The organism is Sanguibacter biliveldensis (genome assembly GCF_033798665.1).
GTDB lineage: Bacteria > Actinomycetota > Actinomycetes > Actinomycetales > Cellulomonadaceae > Sanguibacter > Sanguibacter inulinus.
The window spans coordinates 4,072,619-4,093,489 of the sequence record NZ_CP138359.1; the positions used below are offsets into that span (position 1 = coordinate 4,072,619).

Sequence of the window (20,871 nt, forward strand, 5' to 3'; positions counted from 1 at the left end):
GAGCTCGTGTGGTCGACGCCGGCTGGGGAGCCGGATCGTCTGCGCGCCACCAGCGGCGCGCCGTCTGGCGTCATCGTAGGTCCGCGAGCCCCAGCACGCTCAGGCAACGGCACCCGCGACGCCTCCCGCACGCAGCGTCGACAACAGCACCGAGGGCGGGGCGACGGGCTACCAGGCAGGAGGGACGTGGCACCCGCCGGGACTGTCTGGCCACCTGGCGGGACGCCCTGGGCACCTAGCCGGCCGTGCGTGCGCAACGCCACCACTCTCAGCGGGTGTCCTTCGCGGTGCGGCGCAGGCGCACAGCCCTAGACTCGCAGTCATGCCACCCGAGTCACAGCGCCCACCGACGGTGCACGAGGTCGGCTCCTTCTCTACCGAGCCCGGCGCCACCCCGACGCCCCCCGGGACGTCTGGGAGCGACACCGACGACGCCTACGCGTCGGTCCTCGTCGTCGACACCCCGCTCGCCCGCGTGCGCCAGCCGCGCGACCTCGTGGGCGTGGCGCTCGCCGCCGTCGGCGCGGTCCTCGTGCTGGTCCTCGCGGTCTACGCGCACGCGACGACCGAGGGCGTCCAGGCCGACGTCCAGAACTTCGGCTCTGTGCTCGCCCGGGTGCTCTTCGTGCCCGTCGCGCTGCTCGAGGCGCTCATCATGCTCGGGGTGCCCGTCGCTGTCCTCACCGAGATCGCGATCCGCAAGCAAGGACGCCAGGTCGTCGAGTGCATCGCCGCGCTCGTCACCGGCCTCATGCTCGCCGGGATCGCGACCTGGGCCATCACGACCTGGGGCTCGGACGACCTGCAGATCGGCATGTCCGTGCCGATCCGCGGTGTGTACACCCTCACGATCCCCGGTTTTGTCGCGGGTGTCGGCGGTCTGCTCACCGCCTCGGGCCCACGGACCCGCCGCCGCACGGTGCGCCTGTCGTGGAACCTGCTGTGGGTCTCGCTGACCGTCGTGCTCGTCACCGGCCAGGTGTCCCTCTCCGGCGTGCTCTTCGCACTCCTGCTCGGGCGGCTCTCCGGCATGCTCGTCCGCTACGTCTCCGGGGTCCGCAGCGAGCGCGCCTACGGCACCGACCTGCTCGACGGGGTCCGTCGCGCAGGCTTCGAGCCGACAGCCCTCGTGCGGGTCCGTGACGTGGCCGACGACGACGAGAGCCTCGACCCGGTCGAGCGGGCCTCGGCCGCCGAGATCGCGGCCCGCGCCGCGGCCGAGGGCACCGAGCTCGACCCGGCACCGTCCTCCGTGGCGATCGCCCGGTACTCCGACAACCGCGTCTACGCCCTGAGCCAGGCCGACGGCCCGCGCCTCGACGTCGTCGTGCTCGACGGCGACCGCCAGGTGATCGGCGTCCTCACCCGACTCTGGCGCTCGCTGAGGCTCCGGGGCATCGACGGCCGGTCGGCCATCTCGCTGCGCGCCGTCGCCGAGCGCGCGGCGCTCCTCGCCTACGCGGCCCAGGCCGCCGGGGTCCGCTCCCCGCGCCTGCTCGGGCTCGCCGAGGCCGACGACTCGATGCTGCTCATCCAGGAGCACCCTGTCGGCACCATGCCGCTGCGCGACGTCCCGACCGAGAAGCTCACCGACCCCGTCCTGCGCGAGGCCTGGCGCCAGCTCGAGATCGCGCACGCCGCCGGGCTCGCCCACCGCCAGGTGACAGCCGACGTCCTGCTGCTCGGCACGACCGACGACGGCGACCCCGAGGTCTGGTTGACCGGGTGGGAGGCCGGCGACGTCGCGTCCTCGACCCTCGCCCGACGCATGGACCTCACCCAGCTCATCGCCCTGCTCGCGCTGCGGGTCGGCGCCGAGCGCGCCATGGCCTCGGCCGCCGAGGTGCTCTCGGAGTCCGACATCGAGGCCCTCGGTCCGCTGCTGCAGGTCGTCGCGCTGCCTACGAGCACGCGCGAAGACCTCCGCAAGCACAAAGAGGTCATCACCGAGCTGCGCCAGGCCTTCGTCGACAGGCTGCCCGAGGCTGACGTCGAGCCCGTGAGCCTGGTCCGCTTCGGGGCGCGGACGATCATCACGCTCGTGCTCACGGTCGTCGCGGTGTTCGTGGTGCTGACGACCATCAACTTCGAGGAGATCAAAGAGGCGCTCCTCGACGCCCAGCCGTGGTGGGCCCTCGTGGCCTTCGCCCTCGGCGTGGTCACCTGGGTCGGCAGCGCCGGGACCTTCGTCGCCTTCTCGCCGGTCAAGCTCTCGGTGTTCCGGGCGACCGCCGTGCAGGCGGCTGCATCCTTCGTGGCGCTCGCCGCCCCGGCCGGGCTCGGGCCCGCAGCCCTCAACCTGCGCATGCTCACCAAGCGCGGCGTCTCGACGTCCCTCGCGCTCGCGACAGTCGCGCTCGTGCAGGTCTCGCAGTTCGTCGTCACCGTGCTGCTGCTCGTCGGGCTATCCGTCGCGACGGGCGACGGCGGCGTGCTCCGCAGCCTCCCGTCGACCACCATGCTCGCGGCCGTCGCGATCGCCGCGGCCGTCGTCGCGGCTGCCTTCCTCGTCCCGTGGGTGCGGCGCTGGATCGTCGCGAAGCTCGAGCCGATGTACCGCCAGGTGTGGCCCCGTCTGTCGGAGATGCTCGGGCAGCCGTGGCGCATCGCCGCAGGCTTCGCCGGGAACATCGTCATGACGATGGGCTACGTGCTGGCCTTCGACGCGGCGCTCGCCGCCTTCGGGCAGGACGTCGCGCTCGTCGACGTCGCTGTCGTCTACCTCGTGGGCAACACCGCCGGTGCGCTCGTGCCGACCCCGGGCGGGCTCGGCGCGATCGAGTTCGCGCTCATCACCGGCCTCACAGCGACAGCGGGGGTCCCGGCGTCCATCGCGACACCGGCCGTCGCGCTGTTCCGCGTGGTCACGTACTGGGCGCGCATCCCCATCGGCTGGGTCGCGATGCGGTTCCTGCAGCGCAAGGGCGATCTGTAGGAGCGGGGCGGCCGGGGCGTGAGCGCACACGTCTCACGGATTCAGGCCCTCGACCCGGACCTGGGTGTCCTGCAAGAGCAGACGGAGATCGTCGGGGTCGCTGGTCAGCACGATCGTCGGCGGCGGCAGCGTGACCGCCGTGGCCGCGACGACGGCATCGACGGTCAGGTCACGAGCCTTGCGCCGGGTCATGGCCGCGACATGGCGGAGACCACCAGCCGAGTACCCGATCTCTGCGGTGACCGGCACGACGCGCATCGCCTTGACGATGCGCCGCACGAGAGCGTCCCGTGCACTACCGTCGGTGACCTCGGCCAGGGTGGCTGCGCTCACGTACAAGACGAAGTCGCTCTGGCGGGCAAGCTCCAGCCAGGGCTGCATCACACGCTGGTCCTGAGCGGCGGCAGACAGCGCCTCTGAGTCGAGAAGGAGCGAGTACGCGCTGACGATCACCCGTCAGCCAGTCGCGCGGCGATCGCGTCGACCTCGCTCTGGTCGACCGGGCCGTGCTGAGCCTCCATACGCGCCAGCGCCTCTGCCAGAGCGTCTCGCTCGAGCTGACGAGCTGTAGCCTTCGCGACGTAGGCCGAGAACTCTCCCTTGCCGACCAGGGCTGTCACGGCGTCGGAGGTCTCGGTCGGCAGCGTGACGGAGTGCTTTCGGTGCGCGGTGTCCGTTCTCATGCTGCGATCCTACTCCTGGTGGGATTGAGTGTCATCGCGCAGAGATCGGTGAGTGGTCCCCGCATCAGCCCGAGTGCCGTCGTCCGCGCCGGTCTGCGCAGCAGCACGAAGGGCTGCACGGGTCGCGTGCTTCGGAGCTGTCATGGTGGACGAGCTCACGACCACGGGGGGCGCAGCGTCGGGTGCACTGTCGCCCGGCCCCTCCCCTGCGGGTGTCGTGCCTGGGAGCGGGCCGAGGGATGCGTGGCTGCCGACGGCGAGAGCGGCGATGGCCGTAGTGATCGGGATCGCGAGGACGAGGCCGATCGAGCCGACGAGGGTGCGGACCACCTCGTGGGCGATCTCGCCTGACGTCAGCGTCTCGCCGAGGCTCATGTCGATGAGGGAGACCATGAGCAGCATCGGCAGGGCCGCGCCGAGGTAGGCGAAGGCGATCGTGTAGACGGTCGAGGCGATGTGGTCGCGGCCGATCCGCATGCCGCGGACGAAGAGCTCGCGGCGGTTCATCGTGGGGCTCGCGGCCCGCAGCTCCCACACCGACGAGGCCTGCGTGATGGTCACGTCGTTGAGCACGCCGAGCCCGGCCAGGACGATCCCGCAGACCGCGATCCCCCGGATGTCGACGTCGGGGGCGTAGGCGGGCAGCGCGAGGGCGTACTCGTCGGAGAGACCGAAGATGTTCGCGGCGTCGACCGCCCACCCCGCGAGCGCCGCCGTGATGACGAGCCCGATCATCGTGCCGAGCATCGCGGCCGACGTGCGAGCCGTGAAGCCGTGGGCGAGGTAGAGCACGATGAACATCACGACCGACGAGGTCACGAGGGCCACGCCGATCGGGTTGGTCCCCACGAGCAGGGCCGGGAGCGTGAAGAAGACCACCACGCCGAAGGAGATGAGCAGGCCGGCGATCGACGCGAGACCGCGCCACCCCGCGACGGCGATCACCACGACGAGGTAGGCGGCCGCGAGCAGCCCGATCGGCAGGTCGCGCGTGTAGTCCATGAACACGTACTCGCTGCCCGAGGCCGCGGCCTGCGGGATGTGCAGGATCTTCAGGGTCGAGCCGACGTCGACGCCGAGGGCCAGGTAGTCCGGCGGGAACATCACCTGGACCTGCTCGCCGGTGTCGTCGAGCGTCACGGGGACGAGGTTGCCCTCGGGCTCCCCCGTCACGACGCCGTAGAGCTTGCCGGCCGTGTCGGCCGTCGTGTCGATCGTCCCGCGCTCGGGGGCACCGTGCGGCCAGAGCAGCACCATGCCGACCACGGTGAGCAGCAGCGCGGGGATCAAGAACGACGCGAGGATCACCCGGACGCGTCGCGAGGAGCGCGGCGCGGGGCCGTGGCCGTGCGCGTGGACGTGGAGGTCAGGGGTGTGGTCGGCTGCGGCGTGGGTGCCGCCGTCGGCGTTCTTCGACGTCCGCGCGAGGTCGCGTCCGCTGCGGCGGCTCCGGGTGCCGCGCGGCTGGGGGCGCTCAGGCCGAGCCCGGTGCGTCCGGGAATCATTCTCAGGTTGACTCACGGGTCGATCTTGTCAGACGCGAGCACCGAGCCGAAGACCGCCACGGCAGTCCGCACAGGACCAGCACACGGGGAACGGGCGCAGAGGCTCAGAGAGCCCAGGTCTGAGGAGCCGCCGGGGCGCTCGGCCGAGCGGCTCAGGCCGACTGCCCACCGCGGAAGCCGGCCTCGAGCTGTTCGAGGGTCCTCCCCTTGGTCTCGGGCACGAAGCGCAGGGCGGGGACGATCATCGCGAGGTTGACGCAGGCGAAGAGGGCGAAGGTCCACGTGCCGCCGATCGCCGACAGCAGGACCGGGAAGGCCAGGGTCACACCGAAGTTGATGGTCCAGTTGGCGAAGGCCGCGAGCCCCAGGCCGATGCCCCGCAGCTTCATCGGGAAGATCTCGGACAGCATGAGCCAGGTGACCGGTGAGATCGACCCCTGCTGGAAGCACAAGAAGGTCAGCATGAAGAAGAGCACCACGTAGCTCGCACCCGGCACGTTGCCGACGAGCGCACCGTCGACCTCGTGGAAGAACAGCGCGAAGGACAACCCGACGAGGGCGAGCGAGGCGGTGATGCCCGCCTGCCCCACGAGCAGCATCCGCCGCCGTCGCGCGCGCCCGAGCAAGATCATGCCGACGATCGTCGCCAGGACCGACACCACGCCGTTCGCGATGGTCGCCGTCAGGGCCGCGCTGTCGCCCAGACCCGTGGTCCGCAAGATGGTCGGGGCGTAGTACATGATCGTGTTGACGCCGGTGATCTGCTGGATCACCGCGAGCAGCATCCCGAGCAGCACGAGCCTGCGCACCCACGGCACGGCGAGGTCGCGCAGGGACCCGGCGCTCGTGTCGGCCGTCGCGGTCTGGCGGATCTGCTCCATCTCCGCGTCGACGTCGCCCGCGGCACGGACCCGCCGCAGCACGTCGAGGGCCTCGCCGAAGCGGCCCTTCGAGGCGTACCAGCGCGGGCTCTCGGGGACCAGCAGCATGCCGACCCACAGCGCGACGGCCGGGACCGTGGCGATCGCGAGCATCCAGCGCCACGTGCCGTGCCCGCCCCACACCGCGTCGATCCCGGCGTTCGACACGTAGGCGAGCAGCTGACCGGTGACGATCATCAGGTCGTTCTGCGTCACGAGACGCCCGCGGCGCCTGGCGGGCGACATCTCCGCGATGTAGACCGGGACTGTCGACGAGGCCCCGCCGACCGCGAGACCGAGGACCACGCGGAACACGACCATCGTCGAGACGTCGGGGGCGAGGGCCGTCCCGAGCGACCCGATCGCGAAGACGACCGCGAGGCCGAGCAGGGTCCGGCGGCGACCGTAGGCGTCGGCCAGCCGGCCGCCCAGCAGGGCCCCGAGCGCAGCGCCGACCAGCAGCGAGCTCGTCACGAGCCCCTCGGTGAAGGGCGTGAGGCCGAGGTCGTCGGACATGAAGAGCAGCGCACCCGAGATCACGCCGGTGTCGTAGCCGAAGAGCAGACCGCCGAGGGTCGCGATCGTCGCGACGACCGTCACGTACTTCTCGGGAGGGCGCTTCTGTGACGACGCAGCGCGAGGCTGCGGGGTCTGGGACGACGGCGTGCGGCCCGACGACTGTGCGGTCATCGCTGGTCCTCGGCGAGGGCGCTCGGCACGGAGACGGAGGTGGAGGCGGCGGCGGGTGACGCGAGGGCTGGTGACGCGACGGTACCGGGTGCAGCTTGCTGCGCAGGGGCGCCCACGACGAGGCGCACGGGTGGGGCCACGGCTGCCTGCGCAGGCGGCCAGACGTCACCAGGAGTGATCGACCCCAGCACCCGGGCTCCGCGCGCACCTGTGCACGAGGCGACCGAGGCCGGCACGCCGTGCACGGTGAGGAAGCCGAGGACGGCGAAGGCCAGCGCCTCTTTGGCCTGGGACGGGATCCCGAGGTCGTCGGAGGTGAGCACCTCGACCCCCGGCAGGTGTGCGGCGAGACGGGCCATGAGGACGGGGTTGCGCGTGCCGCCTCCCGAGGCGACGACGCTCGTGGCCCCGTGCGCGAGGACCGCGTCGGCGACGGTGCGGGCTGTGAGCTCGGTGAGGGTCGCGACAAGGTCCGCGCCCGGAGACGGCTGGGCAGCGCTCGAGGCGGAGGCGCCGTCTGCGGCAGCCCCACCGGCTCCGTGATCGGCGGCGGTCGTGGCAGCCGCGGCGGCGAAGATCTCGTCCAGGTAGCCGGGGTGGAACAGCTCTTTGCCCGTGGTCTTGGGTGCCGGGCGCGCGTAGTACGGCTCGTCGAGCAGACGCTCGAGCAGGTCTTCGTCGACGGTCCCTGCGGCGGCGAGGGCGCCGTCGCGGTCGAAGGCCTCGGCTCCGCCGGTGAGCCGCACGACGGCGGCATCCACGAGGGCGTTGGCCGGTCCGGTGTCGAAGGCGACGGGGTCGCGCCCCGCAGCGACGACCGTGACGTTCGCGATGCCGCCTAGGTTGAGGGCGACGGTCACCCCAGGCCTGCCGTGCAGCCACAGCACGTCGAAGGCGCTCACGAGCGGCGCACCCTGACCACCGGCGGCGACGTCGCGCGCCCGCAGGTCGGAGACGACCGTGGTGCCCGTGCGCTCGGCGACCCATGCGGGCTGTCCGACCTGGAGGGTGCCGGCCACGGCGCCGCCGTCGACCCAGTGGAAGAGCGTCTGACCGTGCGAGACGACCAGGTCCGCGCTGCCGCCGCAGAGCTCGTCGGCAGCACGGGCCGCGACCTCGGCGAAGGCCTGGCCGATCTGCGTGTCGAGGCGGCAGAGCGCCTCGACGGTCGTCGGCGACGGCGGCAGGGCGGCCACGAGGTCGGCCCTCAGCACAGGTGGGTAGGCGCTCTCGACGGTGCCGAGCGGCTCGAGGTGCACGGTGGCGTCGGCCATCGTCACCCTCGCGGCCGCGGCGTCGATCGAGTCGTGCGAGGTACCGGACATCAGACCGACGACGATCACAGGGTGCTGCCTCTCGAGGACGTCAGGGCTGGGCGAGCTCGATGGTGCAAGCCAGACAAGACAGGATATACACCGCTCACCCGTGGTCGCCCCGGGCACGGCAGAGGCCCGGTGCCGAGGACGTGTCCTCGGCTCCGGGCCTCGTGCTGACGGCCGGGCAGAGCCTGGCCGTCAGGGAGATCACTTGGTGGAGACGGCCTTCTTGAGGAGGCTGCCAGCCGAGATCTTCACGCCGAAGCCAGCGGGGATCGAGATCTCCTCGCCGGTGCGGGGGTTGCGGCCCGTGCGAGCGGCACGCTCGACGCGCTCGACGGAGAGCAGGCCGGTGACCTTGACTGCCTCGCCGGCGGAGAGGGACTCGACGAGAACCTCCTGGAGAGCCGAGAGAGCAGCGTCGGCGTCGGTCTTGGTCAGACCAGACTTGCCAGCGATCGCCGAGACGAGGTCGGTGCGGTTGAGCGACATGCGGATCCCTTCGTCAGTCTGCCCGTGCAGCGGTCGCTGCACGGCACGAGACGTACTGTGCCAGCCTTGCGGCAGGTCTTCGTGGACAACACTAGGGAATCTTCCGGCCCCGTGACGCCATTTCAGGGCTCCAGGTTCCTCTCAACGCTGAAATCGGTGAAGTTTCCGGCCGTCGACGGGCCCCGGGGCGCTCCCGAGAGCCGAAATGCCTGAATGGTGCGACTCTCGTCGCAGGGCTCCGCTCAGGGACACTGGTGGGATGCCAGTGATCTCCGAGCACACCCCACCCGCCGGCGACCCTGTGGCGGCAGGTGCTGGCCGTGACGGCACCGGGCGGTTGCTGCTGGACGAGGCAGGCGACGCCGTGCGCGCGGCCCTGGGGGCAGGTCGGGACGTGGTCGTCCTCGACGACACGACTGGGCACCTCGTCCTCGGTGCGTCGCAGGCGGCCGGGGCTGGGGTCGTGGGTGGGGCTGCTGGGGCTGGGGCTGCGGAGACCGGGGCTGAGGCCGCGCCTGCCGCTGCACCCGGGACCATCAGGTCCTACCAGGACTCCGTCTCGGCCGAGCGGGCCCTCCTCGAGCTGCTCGCGGACGCCCCCTCCTCGCACCACGTCGTGGTCCACCCGAGTCTCGACGCCTCGCTCCTGCGCGCGGCCGGCGTCGTGCTGCTGCGCCTGCCGAAGAGTCTCGACGCTCTCGAGGAGACGTCCCAGGCGATCGCCCGCTGGGCACCCGACGACGTGGTCGTCTACGCGGGCGGGCCGGTCAAGCACATGACCCGGTCGATGAACGAGGTGCTCGGGCGGTCCTTCGGCGAGGTGCACGCGACGCTCGGGCGCTTCAAGGCCCGGGCGCTCGTCGCCCGTCGACCTCTCGACGCAGCCCGGACGGCGGCGCCGGTCTTCCCCCGCAGCGCGCACCTGGCCGAGCTCGACCTGACTGTCGTCGCGCACGGCGGGGTCTTCGCGGGTGCCCGTCTGGACATCGGGACGCGCGCCCTGCTCGCCGTGCTCGACGAGGCCCACCCCGAGGCACGCGACGCCGTCGACCTCGGGTGCGGGACCGGCGTGCTCGCCACGGTCCTCGCCCGCTCCAGGCCCGGGATCCGGGTCGTCGCCTCCGACCAGTCGGCAGCCGCCGTCGCGTCGGCCCTCGCGACCGCCGCGGCGAACGGCGTCGGCGACCGCGTGAGCGGGCTGCGGGACGACGCGCTCTCGACGCTCCCAGACGGGTCGGCCGACCTCGTCGTCTGCAACCCGCCGTTCCACGCCGGTACGACCCTCGAGACGGACGCCGCGCACCGCATGTTCGCGGCGGCCGCCCGCGTGCTGCGGCCCGGCGGCGAGCTGTGGACTGTCTACAACTCGCACCTGCGCCACAAGAGCGCGCTGGCCAGGACCGTCGGACCGACGACCATGGTGCGCCAGGACCCGAAGTTCACGGTGACGAGGTCGGTGCGGCAGGAGCTGTAGGTGCTGAGCGCCGGCCTCAGCGACTCCGGCCGAGCCCGGCAGCCCACATGCCTGTGCGGCGTGCGGCTGCGCTGACCGCGGTCTCGAGCGGGCCCTTGCGGCCGAGGGTCGCGAGGACCACGCCGACCAGGACAGCCCCGGCCGCGTGCACGGCGAAGATCCACGGTCCCAGGTACCACCAGGGGACCTCGGTGAAGCCTCCGGCGCGGGCGAGAGCCTCGATCATCAGTCCCGTCACCCCGACACCGAGGACGTGGAGCGTGTAGACGGTCAACAGCGCAGCCCCGGCGGCGCGCAGGGGCTCGACGAGCCGCAGCGCCCAGCCGGGCAGGGCCGCGGCGAGCAGCAGCATCGCCGAGACCACCACGAGCGCGACACCGACGCCGCGCAGCACGTCGAGCGGCGCGCCCGTGTGCGGGGTCTGGAGGGCGAGCGCCCACCAGCCCGTGTCGAGCGGGGCACCCCAGCCCGACTCCCCCACGAGGAGGTCGACCTGCGGGCCGGTGAAGGACGGATAGGCGGCGAGGGCCGCCGCGCGGCCCGCGACCTCGTAGACGAGCGTGCTCAGCGTGAGGCTCCCGGCGACCAGCACAACGCCCCAGGCGAGCAGCCGCACAAGCAGCCGGCGGTCGGTCCCGGCCTCGCGGGCGGCGAGCAGCACCTTCGCGAGGGCCATGCCGACGAGCACGTAGACCAACCACGTGACGACGGGGTACGTCCCGGTGAGGACGACGGCACGCAGCGCGACCAGAGAGTCGACGAGCTCGCCCCAGCCGAGGCTCCCGCCCTCGCCCTCGACGTCGAGAGCCGCCCGGACCGAGGCGTTGGCGACGGGCCCGACGACGGCGAGCAGCCCGGCCCAGGCGAGCAACCAGCCCGGCCGCACCCGCAGGAACGGCACGGCGCACACGAGTGTCACCCCGAAGTACACGAGCACCACGACGACGTTCGCCGGCCCGAGCGCGAGGGTTGCGCCCAGCAGCACGACCAGCAGCCCGCGCGTGGCTGTCGTCCACCGTGCGGCGGCGACCTCGCCGCGCGCGAGGGCCGACCTGGAGGCCAGCACCACGCTCACACCCCCGAGCACCGCGAAGAGGGTCGACGCGTTCCCGTCGACCACCCGCGACACCCACGGCACGTGCCCCGGGTACCCAGAGGGTGGCATGAGGTGCGCGGCCATCATGCCGAGCACGGCGAGGAACCGCGCGAGGTCGATGCCGACGAGGCGGGTGGGGCGGGAGCCGACACCCGTCGGGACAGCGTCGCGCCCGGCACCGGCTGACCTGGGCCGCGCTCCGGGCGCCCGGTCCTCGGGAATCGGGTGCAGCGACATCACCGTGCCCCCTTCAGCACGGCAGCTGCAGCAACCATGCCGTAGCGGTCGCCCAGGATCATGAGCACTTGGTCGACGCTCTGGACCGGGTCCCGCCATCGGCGCTCAGCCATCTTCACCACCGCCTCGAAGGCTCTCTCCGGGTCGATCTCGACGGTCTCGAGAGCGAAGTCGGCTGGGGACGTGACCTGGACATGGGCCGGTAGCCTGTCGGCGGGGAGGTCACGGACGTTCATCGTCACGATCGTGCCGGCCCCGCCGACGACCGCAGCGGCGACGAGGTGCTCGTCATCGCGATCTGGGAGGCCGTAGGTGCCGTCCAGAGGCTCCCACCCAGAGACGCACGCGTCGTCGAAGGCCGCGGTCATCTGTTCGACCAGACGCCGGGCGCTCCGATCGGCGTCTGGCATCGAAACCCCTCGACCGACGAGCTTCCGGGCCTCGTGCATCTCCAGCTCCTTGAGGATCGCCGACGACCACAAGGGTCGGTAGAGGTTCTCGACGGCAAGACTCAGCAGGAAGTCACGCTGAAGGCTCGGCCAGAGCACGCAGGTGTCGAGGACGGCCGAGAACATGTGTCAGATCATCGCAGGCTTCTACCGGGCGCTCCGACGCCGCTCAGCCACCACCTTGCGCACTTCTCGCATCTGCGCAGCAACCTCCTCAGGGTCGCCCTCGTCAGCCAGGTCGACGGCTGTCGCCTCGAGCATGTCGTACTGCATCCGGCGACGCTTCTCCCTGTACGCCAGCACGTCGCTCAGCAGGACCTGACGCCGTGTCCCCGGCCGCTCTGACGGGATCTCCCCAGCATCGATGAGTCGCACCACCGTAGGGCGCGAGACCCCGAGGACCTCAGCCGCCTGCTGGGTCGTCAGGACCGTCGATCTCGGTGCCACGGTGACCGCGCGGCCGACGCTCAGCGCCTCCGCGACCTGGACGAGAAGCCTGTACATGGGCTCCGGCAGCTCCACCTGGTCGCCTTCACGCTCGTCTACGAGCAGGTACCGCGGAGCGACTGCCGCACCGCGTGATCGCGCGTGCGCCTCGAGAAAGCTGTGCACCTCAGCGAGGTCGCCCTCGTGCCCAGGAAGATAGGTGTGCTCTACGAGCTCTGCAGCCATGGCCTCGTCCTCGCTCTCGCTCTCGCCGTCGAACACAGCGTACGCGCGTTCGCAACGTTCGAGAAGACGCTGCACACGGGTCGGTGCCAGCCGTCAGGAGGACGACGTGATGCGAGGGACCGCTCCTCCGGGATGCTCTGGGTGGCGCGCGGTGTTGGCGCAGAGAGGTGACCGTGAGGTCACCGCCCCAGAGCAGGGCCAGACCGACCACTGCCCGATCAGCACGACACAGCACCGCCGCGGCACCTCGCCGCGGCCGTCTCGAGAAGGAGCCGCACCATGACAGCCACCGGACTCACCACCATCGGGCTCGTCGGCTCGGGCCACATCGGCAGCCAGCTCGCCCGCCTCGCCGTCGCGCACGGCTACGACGTCGTCGTGAGCAACTCCCGCGGACCGGAGACCCTCGCCGACCTCGTTGCCGAGCTCGGGCCGCGCGCCCGTGCCGCGACAGCAGCCGAGGCTGCGGAGGCAGGCGACCTCGTGGTTGTCACCGTCCCGCTCAAGGCCTACCGCGACGTCCCCGTCGAGCCCCTCGACGGCAAGGTCGTCATCGACACCAACAACTACTACTTCGAGCGCGACGGCCGCATCCCCGCCCTCGACGAGGGCACCACGACGGTCTCCGCGATGCTCCAGGCGCACCTGCCGGGGTCGAAGGTCGTCAAGGCCTTCAACAACATCACCGCGGCAGACCTCACCGACGACGCCTCGGTCTCCGGGACGCCCGACCGGCGCGCGCTGCCGATCGCCGGTGACGACGACGCAGCCAAGACCCTCGTCAGCACGCTGCTCGACGAGCTCGGCTTCGACGCCGTCGACGCCGGGTCGCTCGCGGAGAGCTGGCGCTTCGAGCGCGACACACCCGCCTACGGGGTGCGCATGACGGCCGCCGACGTGCCGGCACGCCTCGCCGAGGCGCAGCGCACGGTCTGACCTGACGCGGTGCCGGCTGGCTTCGCGTGAGCGGGTCTGGCCGTCTCCGCGTCAGCAGGATGCCGCTGCTTCCTCAGCAGGACGTCGCCGGCACTGTCAGCGGGACGTCCGCGCCTCATCAGCGGGGCGCGGACGTCTCCGCGACGAGCGGCTCCGCAGACGCCTGCCAGAAGTCGCTGTAGGCGCCCTCGGACCGCAGGAGCTCGTCGTGCGTGCCCTGCTGGACCACCCTCCCGTCGGCGACCACCACGACGAGGTCCGCGGTCACGACCTGCTGCAGCCTGTGCGCCACGAAGATCACCGTCCTGTCGCGCCGCAGCGCCGTGACTGCCGCCTCGACGGCTGCGCGGTGCTGCAGGCCGACGTCGGCCGTCGCCTCGTCGAGGATCACCACCTCAGGGTCCGCGAGGATCGCCCGGGCGATCGCCAGCTGCTGGATGCGCCCTTCGTCGAGGGGCGCTGTCCCCTGTGGGGCTGCACCGGCCCCTGGGGCGCTGAGCCCGCCCGCGTCGTCCGCACTGGCGTTCTCGTCGGCGCGCTCGCTCTCGCTCTCTGCGACGACCGTCGGCACCGCCCAGTCCGCACCGGCGGCGAGGAGCGCGGCGACGACCTCGTCGTCACCGGCCTCGGGGGCAGCCAGCCGGAGCGAGTCACCGATGCTGCCGCGGAAGGCGTGGAGCTCTTGCGAGACGTAGTACGGCGTCGTCGGGTGGTCGAAGGCGACGGTCCCCGAGCTCGGCTCGTGGTGGCCGGCGACCACGCGGGCGATCGTGCTCTTGCCCGACCCCGAGGTGCCCACCAGGGCGACAGCCGTCCCCGGGTGCACGAGCAGGGTCACGCCGCTGACGCCGCGTCCGCTCGTCGGGTAGCGGAAGGTCACGTCGCGCAGCTCGACCCCTGTCGGTCGGCGCTCGCCCGGGGGACGCTGACGCGAGGTCTCGGCATCTGCTGAGACCTGCCGGGCCGCGGGGACGTCTGCGGCCGCCTCGATCACGCCGACGAGGCGTGCCAGGCCGATCGCCGCCCGCTGGATGTCGTCGAGACCGAAGATCAGCTGCCCGACAGGTCCGAACAACCTGTGGAACACGAGCGCCGCGGTGGTCACCATCCCCACGCTCACGGAGCCTGCCGAGGACAGCACGAAGCCTGTCGCGAGGATCGCCACGAGACCGAGCGCCTCGCCCCCGTTGATCCACCGGAACAGCCTGTTCCGCAGCCGCACCCCCTCGACCTGCCCACGGATCGAGTCCTCGGCACGGCGGCGCACCCGGGCGAGCGCCTGCTCCTGCTCCCCGAGAGCCGTCACGGTCTCCATGCCCTCGACAGCCTCCAGGACTGCTTGGCTGCGGGCCGCCTCGCGGACCCTGACCTCGCCGAAGACGATCCTCGACCGCCGCAGGAACGCCCGCGCCCCGACCACGTAGCAGGGGGCGCACGACAGGCCCGCGAGCGCCAGCCACGGGTCGATCGCCGTGAGCGCACCGACCGAGACCACCACGGCGAAGCCCGCCGACAGCAGGGTCGGTGCGACGTCCCCGCCCGCCTCGGCCACGGCGTCGACGTCGCCGGTGACCCTGGACAGCAGGTCGGAGGTCTCGCCGTCGTCGACCACCCCCACGGGCAGGCGCATGGCCGAGGCGAAGACGTCCTCCCGCAGGCTCGCGAGGACGTCCTGGACGAGGCCCGTCAGCACCCGCGCGCCCGCGAGGGCTGCCCCTGCGGCACCGAGAGAGCCGAGCGCCGCTCCGGCCACCCAGCGCAGGAGCACCGGGACGCCGGCGCCGTCCGTGACGCCGTCGACGATCGCGCCGAGGCAGGCGGGGACCACGAGCCCGGCCGCCGAGGCGAGGAGGAACAGCACCGCGACAGCTGCGGCCCGCCCGCGACGGAGCCGGACCGCGTCGAGCACCACGGCGCGGACCTGGGCGGGTGCGGCGACGGGGAGGGTCGTCGCGCTCGCCCGGGCTCCGGAGGGCGCGGTCTCGGTGGGTCGAGTCGCTGCGGGCTGAGATGCTGCGGGCAGGGGTGCGGCGGGACGGTCAGCCATGCTCGACGCTCGTCTCTCGGGTCAGGGGGGCGGGGGCGGCGGCCGGGTCGCGGTGAGTGGTCTGCTCCGAGCTCGGCTCGAGGTCTACGACCCTGTCGCAGGCGCCGAGGAGCACCGGAGAGGTGCTGACCACCACGAGAGTCCGTCCCTGGCGGACGAGGGCCTGGGCGACGCGTGCCTCGGTGACCGTGTCGACGGCAGAGGTCGGCTCGTCGAGGACCAGGACGTCCGCGGCTGTGTGGAGGGCGCGGGCCACGCCGATCCGCTGGCGCTGCCCTCCCGAGAGCCGCCTGCCCCCCTCGCCGACCTGGGCTTCCCAGCCCCCGGCCTCGAGGACGGTGTCGTGGAGGGCGGCGGCGTCGACGAGGTCGAGGTCCGGGAGGACACCAGACCCCTGGCCGCTCACGGCCTCGCGGAGCGTGCCGCTCGCGATGGTGTGGCGGTGCGGGAAGGACACCACCCGTCGGCGGTAGTCGAGCGGGTCGAGGTCGAGCGCGTCGACCTGCGTGCCGTCGACGCGGACCGTCACGTCGCCGCGCGCGACCGGGGAGCGGAGACCGAGGACCCTGGAGAGCTCGCGGGCCGAGCCGCTGTCCGGGGGCCTGACACCGAGCATCTCGCCTCGGCGCAGGTGCACTGCGCTGGTGCTGGCACTGTTGCCCAGGCCGGTACCCGCACCCGTGCGGAAGGTGAGCACCACGTCGTCGTCAGGACTGTCGTCGTCAGCGCAGCCGTCGCCGTCCAGGCGGGCGATGTCACGGCTGTCGACGTCAGGACTGTCGTCGCCCACCAGACCCTGCGCGTCCGAGCGTCCCGTCACGTCCCCTGACACCACAGGGCCCGAGGCGTCGACCAGGTCGGCGGCGTCGACCAGCCGCGCGAGACGGCGGGCCGAGGCGATCTTGTGGACCCAGCTCGCCGGGAAGGAACCGGCGTACGCCAGGTCGCCGCCGACCAGCTGCGCGAGCCCGAGGACCGTCACGAGCTCACCGACCGAGATCTGCCCGTCGGCGGCGAGCCACGCCGCCGCGCCTGCGAGGACCGTGGTCGTCCCGGCGGCGATGGTGGCGCTCACGGCCTCGTACCCGGCGAGCGAGCGGCCAGCCGCCGTCGCGGCGACCCTGGAGGCACCGCTCGCGGCGACGTACCGGCGCACGGCCTCGTCGCGCGCCCCGATGCCCACGAGCACCCGGAACCCGCTCATGAAGTCCGCGGCGACGGCCCCGGCCTCGGTCGCAGCGCGCTGCTCGGCGTACCCGCGGCGCTCGATCGGTCGGGAGACCACGCGCATGACGACCAGCGTGAGAAGAGTCGACACCAGGACGACAGCCGTGGCGACAGGCGAGAAGGCGAGCATGACCAGGCTCGCACCGACGATCGACGCGAGGGTCGCGCACTGCTGGGCGACCGACCAGGCCACCCCCGCTACACGGTAGGTGTCGGAGGTGACGTAGGTGAGGGTCTCTCCGGGGGTCAGCCTGTGGGCCGAGAGCCGCGGGCGCAGGATCCTGCTGAGCGCGAGGTGGCGCAGCGACTGCTCCCCGTAGCCGTAGACGGAGACCATGAGTCGGGAGGCCGACTGATAGCTGACCGTCAGGACCACGAACACTCCGACGAGCGCACCGAGCCAGGTGGCCAGAGCGGCCGGGTCACCGGGCAGGACGGCGCGGTCGACGGTCGCCCCGATCATCACGGGGACGGCAGCCTCGGCGAGGGCGTGCACGACGAGCAGAGCTGTCGCCGCGGCGAGCGCACCGCCGCGCCCGTCGGCGACGAGGGCGAGACCGAAGAGCCGGCGCGGGCTGGTGGGTCGGGGCGCGGTTCGCGGCGCGGAGCCCGGCGCCTGGCTGGGCACGGAGCCGCGCGTGCCGCGGGGGTCGAGGCCGGGGGCAGAGTCGGGTGCCGGGCTCATGTGCGGTTCCTGTACTGCCGGGCGAGCAGCCAGGCGAGGTAGAGACCGCCGACGGAGACCGTGACCACGCCGACCTGGACCGACAGCAGCTGGGCCGTCGCGTCGGAGACCACCACGAGCGCGGCCCCGGTGAGCATGACCGAGGTCGTCGCCATCGGGGTGCTCGACCGGGTCAGGCGCTGGCAGATCTGCGGGGCGGCGAGCGCGATGAAGGAGATCGGCCCGGCCGCAGCGGTGACCAGGGCGACGAGCATGACCCCGACGATCATCGCCGCGAAGCGGGTCCGTCCCGGGGAGATGCCGAGGGCCGTCGCGGCGTCGTCGCCCATCTCGAGGACGGGCAGCGTGCGGTGGAGCGGCACAGCGACGAGCACCGTCACGCCGAGCACCACGGCGGCCGGGACCAGCTGGTCGAAGCCGAGGGAGGCGAGGGAGCCGGCCCCCCAGGTGGCGGCCATCATGGCCTGCTCGACGCTGACCGACACGAGGATCCACGACGTGAGGGAGCCGAGCCCCGCCGAGACGCCGATCCCGACGATGATGAGCCTGAACGAGGACAGCGTCCCCTTGGTCGCGAGGGCGTAGACGAGCAGCGCCGTGACGAGCCCACCGACGATCGCACCGGCAGCCTTGTAGCCGTAGGTGTTGTGCCCCAGGACGATCATCACGAGGGTCACGCCGAACTGGGCCCCGACACCGAAGCCGATGATGTCCGGCGACCCGAGCGGGTTGCGGGTCAGCGACTGGAAGATCCCGCCCGAGAGCGCGAGAGCCGCGCCGCAGAGCACCGCGAAGAGCACCCGCGGGAGGCGCCACTCGACGACCACCTGCCGGGCGTCGGGGTCAGAGGCGGGGTCGACGACGGCGCGGAGCACGGCACCGAGGCCGAGGTCGTAGGCACCGATGGTCATGGAGGCGACCCCGACGACGAGGATCACGACGACCAGCACGGCGCAGACGACGAGGGTGCGGACCGGGACGAGGAGCCCGAGGCGCCGGGTGTCGAGGCGCAGCAGACGGCGACCGAAGTCGACGGTCGGGAAGTCGGTGGCCGGACGGGCGGAAGGCTTGCGGCCGGCGGCCGCGCGGTCAGCGGTCGTGTGATCGGCGGCCGTGCGCCCAGCGGTCTCGTGCGGTGCGCTCACAGCCCGCTCACCTGCCTGCGGCGTACGAGCGCGACGAGGACCGGCGCGCCGAGGAGCCCGGTGACGATGCCGACGCGGAGCTCGCCGGTCGGCAGCACGACACGTCCGAGGACGTCGGCGAGCAGCAGGAAGGTCGGGCCGACGAGCATGGAGTAGAGCAGGACCCAGCGCTGGTCAGGGCCTGTGAACCAGCGCACCGTGTGCGGGATCATGATGCCGACGAAGGCGATCGGGCCGGCCGCCGCGACGCTGGTCCCCGCGAGGAGGGTCACCGCGACGATGACGACCACCCGGGTCGTGGCGACCCGGGTGCCGAGCGACTGGGCGAGGTCGTCACCGAGGGCGAGGGCGTTGAGGGAGCGGGCGGACACGAGCGCGAGGACGAGTCCCGCGGCGATCAGGGGGATCGCCCAGGCGAGCTGGTCGAGGGTGTGTCCGCCGACGGACCCGACGCTCCAGAACCTCATGACCTGCAATGTCGAGCGGTCGTGCAGCACGAGCGCCGTGGTGAAGCCTGTGCACGTCGCGCCGAGGGCGACCCCCGCGAGCGTGAGCTTCATGGGTGTCGCACCGGAGAGCCCGAAGGACCCGAGGACGTAGACGAGGACCGTGAGCGTGAGCGCCCCGAGCAACGCGAAGGGCACGTAGGCGCCGGGCGTCGTGAGCCCGAGGACAGCCACGGCGAAGGTCACCGCGAGAGAGGCGCCCGCGTTGACCCCGAGGATGCCCGGGTCGGCGAGAGGGTTGCGCGTGAAGGCCTGGATGAGCGCCCCGCAGACGGCGAGGGCCGCGCCCACGACGACCGCGAGCACGGTCCGGGGGACGCGGAGCTCACGGACCATGAGGTGCAGAGCGTCGGTGTCGTCGTAGGAGACGAGGGCGCGCACGACTGTCGTGGGGTCGATCGCGCGCGCACCGACGGCGAGCGACGTGATCACGGCGAGGACCAGCACCACGGCGGTGACGAGCAGCCCGACGCCGAGCACGGCGGTGCGGCGCTGGACGTGGCTGCGGCGGGCTGCGGGGTCGGTGGTCACCGGGCCAGGGGTCACGGGGTCGGGGGTCACGGGGTCGGGCGTCACCAGGACGCGCGCGTCGCCGGTCGACCCAGCGCCGGCCGTCGCAGTGCCCGTCAGGCTGGTCGAGACAGCGGCACCGCCGCCCGCCCCCGGCTGGGCCGAGGACGGGGACGGTGCGTGCAGACCAGGTGTCACTTGCCCGAGACTGTCGGCTCACCCTGCAGGGCGGCTGCGAGGTCGTCGACGTAGGTGGGCAGCACGTAGTCGAGCGAGAGGACCGTCGGTGCGCTGATCGCCGAGGCGTTCGCCTCGTCGCCGTAGATCACGTACGAGTCGGCCGCGATCGGCTCCCAGCGGGAGACGATCGGGTTCTCGACGGTGTACGTCCCCTCGGCGGCGTTGGCCCCCCAGGCCACGAAGAGGTCGGCCTGGACGTCGTAGAGGTTCTCGAGGCTCACGCCGGTGTACCAGTTGTCGCCCTCGGCGGTCGAGAGGAAGTCGTCCATCGCGGAGGTCGAGGTGAAGCCGAGCGCCTCGGTGATGCGCACGCGGGGGTCGTACTCCAGGTAGACGCCGAGGTCGGTCCCGCCCTCGTTGAGGGTGAGGCCCCAGACGAAGGTCTTGCCGTCGAACTCGGGGTGCTCGTCGGCGAGTGCGGCGATGTCGCCCTCCGTCTCGGCGACGAGCTCTTCAGCCTTCTCGTCGGCCCACATCGCCTTGCCGACGGTGCGGGTCATGTCCTGCCAGGTGCTCGGGTCCCAGGCGCGCTCGATGTACGGCACCGTCGGGGCGATCTCGGTCAGCCGCTCGTACTCGACGTCCGAGATGCCCGTGTACAGGCCGAGGATGAGGTCGGGCTCGAGGGCCTTGATGGCCTCGTAGTTCGGGCCGTCGTCCGTGTAGGGGATGATCTCGGGCATCTCGCCGAACTCAGCGGTCACGAACTCCTCGAACCACGGCTGGAAGCCGCTCTCGCCGGCACCCCAGACCTTCTCGATCCCGACCGGGTTGACCCCGAGGGCCGCCACGATGTCCGGGGTCATCCAGCCGAGCGCGACGATCCGCTCGGGCTTCTCGGCGATGGTCGTCGACCCGTGGGCATGCTCGACGACGACCCCGTCGGTCGTGGCGGCGGCCGTGGTCGCCGGTGCGTCGGACGACGCGGCGTCGGCACCGGCGGTGCCGCAGCCCGCCAGCGTGACGGCGGCGGCGAGGGCCAGGGCGACGAGCCCAGACGCCCGTGACGCGTGGCGCCCCTGGGTGGTCTTCGGGCGCGCGAGAGCGTGCAGCATGGTTCTCCTTGCAAAGAGTGGGAGGGTGGCGCGACGTCGAGAGGCGACGTC

Annotated in this window: 17 protein-coding genes; 3 read left to right on the top strand and 14 right to left on the bottom strand. The window is 72.3% G+C overall.

The features are described from left to right. Positions 1–322: 322 nt before the first annotated feature. Entirely contained in the window at positions 323–2,935 is a 2,613-nt protein-coding gene (locus tag SANBI_RS17710; protein WP_056127046.1) for a lysylphosphatidylglycerol synthase transmembrane domain-containing protein, read from the top strand. 33 nt (positions 2,936–2,968) lie between these two features. On the opposite strand, the gene SANBI_RS17715 is transcribed toward SANBI_RS17710, so the two are convergent. From SANBI_RS17715 to SANBI_RS17740, 6 genes are all read right to left on the bottom strand, one after another. Next, positions 2,969–3,319 carry a PIN domain-containing protein gene (locus tag SANBI_RS17715; RefSeq protein WP_408669720.1) on the bottom strand — a complete coding sequence of 117 codons (351 nt, stop codon included), beginning with the start codon at positions 3,317–3,319 and terminating at the stop codon, positions 2,969–2,971. 65 nt (positions 3,320–3,384) lie between these two features. Further along, positions 3,385–3,618 (bottom strand): CopG family transcriptional regulator, encoded by a 234-nt coding sequence (locus SANBI_RS17720; RefSeq protein WP_319157404.1) that lies wholly within the window; start codon positions 3,616–3,618, stop codon positions 3,385–3,387. A 9-nt stretch (positions 3,619–3,627) separates the two neighbouring features. Beyond that, positions 3,628–5,139, bottom strand: a complete 1,512-nt coding sequence (locus SANBI_RS17725; RefSeq protein WP_319157406.1) for a YibE/F family protein — start codon at positions 5,137–5,139, stop codon at positions 3,628–3,630. 136 nt (positions 5,140–5,275) lie between these two features. Beyond that, positions 5,276–6,733 (bottom strand): sugar porter family MFS transporter, encoded by a 1,458-nt coding sequence (locus tag SANBI_RS17730; RefSeq protein ID WP_319157408.1) that lies wholly within the window; start codon positions 6,731–6,733, stop codon positions 5,276–5,278. Beyond that, positions 6,730–8,076, bottom strand: a complete 1,347-nt coding sequence (locus tag SANBI_RS17735) for an anhydro-N-acetylmuramic acid kinase (RefSeq protein WP_408669721.1) — start codon at positions 8,074–8,076, stop codon at positions 6,730–6,732. Before SANBI_RS17735 ends, SANBI_RS17730 begins: the two co-directional genes overlap by 4 nt. Before the next feature lie 180 nt (positions 8,077–8,256). After that, positions 8,257–8,541 carry an HU family DNA-binding protein gene (locus SANBI_RS17740; RefSeq protein WP_012868583.1) on the bottom strand — a complete coding sequence of 95 codons (285 nt, stop codon included), beginning with the start codon at positions 8,539–8,541 and terminating at the stop codon, positions 8,257–8,259. A 259-nt stretch (positions 8,542–8,800) separates the two neighbouring features. On the opposite strand from SANBI_RS17740, the gene SANBI_RS17745 reads away from it, so the two are divergent. Then, positions 8,801–10,015, top strand: a complete 1,215-nt coding sequence (locus SANBI_RS17745) for a class I SAM-dependent methyltransferase (RefSeq protein ID WP_319157414.1) — start codon at positions 8,801–8,803, stop codon at positions 10,013–10,015. A gap of 16 nt (positions 10,016–10,031) precedes the next feature. Here the strand turns inward: SANBI_RS17745 and SANBI_RS17750 are convergent, their stop codons facing one another. Genes SANBI_RS17750 through SANBI_RS17760 form a run of 3 tightly spaced genes read right to left on the bottom strand, consistent with a single transcriptional unit; the run spans position 10,032 to position 12,469 of the window. Then, positions 10,032–11,348 carry a heparan-alpha-glucosaminide N-acetyltransferase domain-containing protein gene (locus SANBI_RS17750; protein WP_319157416.1) on the bottom strand — a complete coding sequence of 439 codons (1,317 nt, stop codon included), beginning with the start codon at positions 11,346–11,348 and terminating at the stop codon, positions 10,032–10,034. Then, complete coding sequence (locus SANBI_RS17755) at positions 11,348–11,923, bottom strand: PIN domain-containing protein (protein WP_319157418.1); 576 nt, start codon at positions 11,921–11,923, stop codon at positions 11,348–11,350. Before SANBI_RS17755 ends, SANBI_RS17750 begins: the two co-directional genes overlap by 1 nt. Before the next feature lie 21 nt (positions 11,924–11,944). After that, positions 11,945–12,469 carry a helix-turn-helix domain-containing protein gene (locus SANBI_RS17760; RefSeq protein WP_319157419.1) on the bottom strand — a complete coding sequence of 175 codons (525 nt, stop codon included), beginning with the start codon at positions 12,467–12,469 and terminating at the stop codon, positions 11,945–11,947. A 279-nt stretch (positions 12,470–12,748) separates the two neighbouring features. On the opposite strand from SANBI_RS17760, the gene SANBI_RS17765 reads away from it, so the two are divergent. After that, positions 12,749–13,405: an NADPH-dependent F420 reductase gene (locus tag SANBI_RS17765; protein WP_319157421.1), complete on the top strand. Its 657-nt coding sequence runs from the start codon at positions 12,749–12,751 to the stop codon at positions 13,403–13,405. A gap of 118 nt (positions 13,406–13,523) precedes the next feature. On the opposite strand, the gene SANBI_RS17770 is transcribed toward SANBI_RS17765, so the two are convergent. The 5 genes from SANBI_RS17770 to SANBI_RS17790 are packed head-to-tail and all read right to left on the bottom strand — an operon-like array spanning position 13,524 to position 20,820. Next, positions 13,524–15,452, bottom strand: a complete 1,929-nt coding sequence (locus tag SANBI_RS17770; protein WP_319157423.1) for an ABC transporter ATP-binding protein — start codon at positions 15,450–15,452, stop codon at positions 13,524–13,526. Next, on the bottom strand, positions 15,445–17,364 hold the full coding sequence (locus SANBI_RS17775; protein WP_319157425.1) for an ABC transporter ATP-binding protein: 1,920 nt from the start codon (positions 17,362–17,364) through the stop codon (positions 15,445–15,447). Before SANBI_RS17775 ends, SANBI_RS17770 begins: the two co-directional genes overlap by 8 nt. Next, positions 17,361–18,509 carry a FecCD family ABC transporter permease gene (locus tag SANBI_RS17780; RefSeq protein ID WP_319157427.1) on the bottom strand — a complete coding sequence of 383 codons (1,149 nt, stop codon included), beginning with the start codon at positions 18,507–18,509 and terminating at the stop codon, positions 17,361–17,363. The genes SANBI_RS17775 and SANBI_RS17780 overlap by 4 nt, the downstream gene beginning before the upstream one ends. Then, positions 18,506–19,723, bottom strand: a complete 1,218-nt coding sequence (locus SANBI_RS17785) for a FecCD family ABC transporter permease (RefSeq protein WP_319157429.1) — start codon at positions 19,721–19,723, stop codon at positions 18,506–18,508. Before SANBI_RS17785 ends, SANBI_RS17780 begins: the two co-directional genes overlap by 4 nt. Then, entirely contained in the window at positions 19,720–20,820 is a 1,101-nt protein-coding gene (locus tag SANBI_RS17790; protein ID WP_319157431.1) for an ABC transporter substrate-binding protein, read from the bottom strand. Before SANBI_RS17790 ends, SANBI_RS17785 begins: the two co-directional genes overlap by 4 nt. Positions 20,821–20,871: the final 51 nt, after the last annotated feature.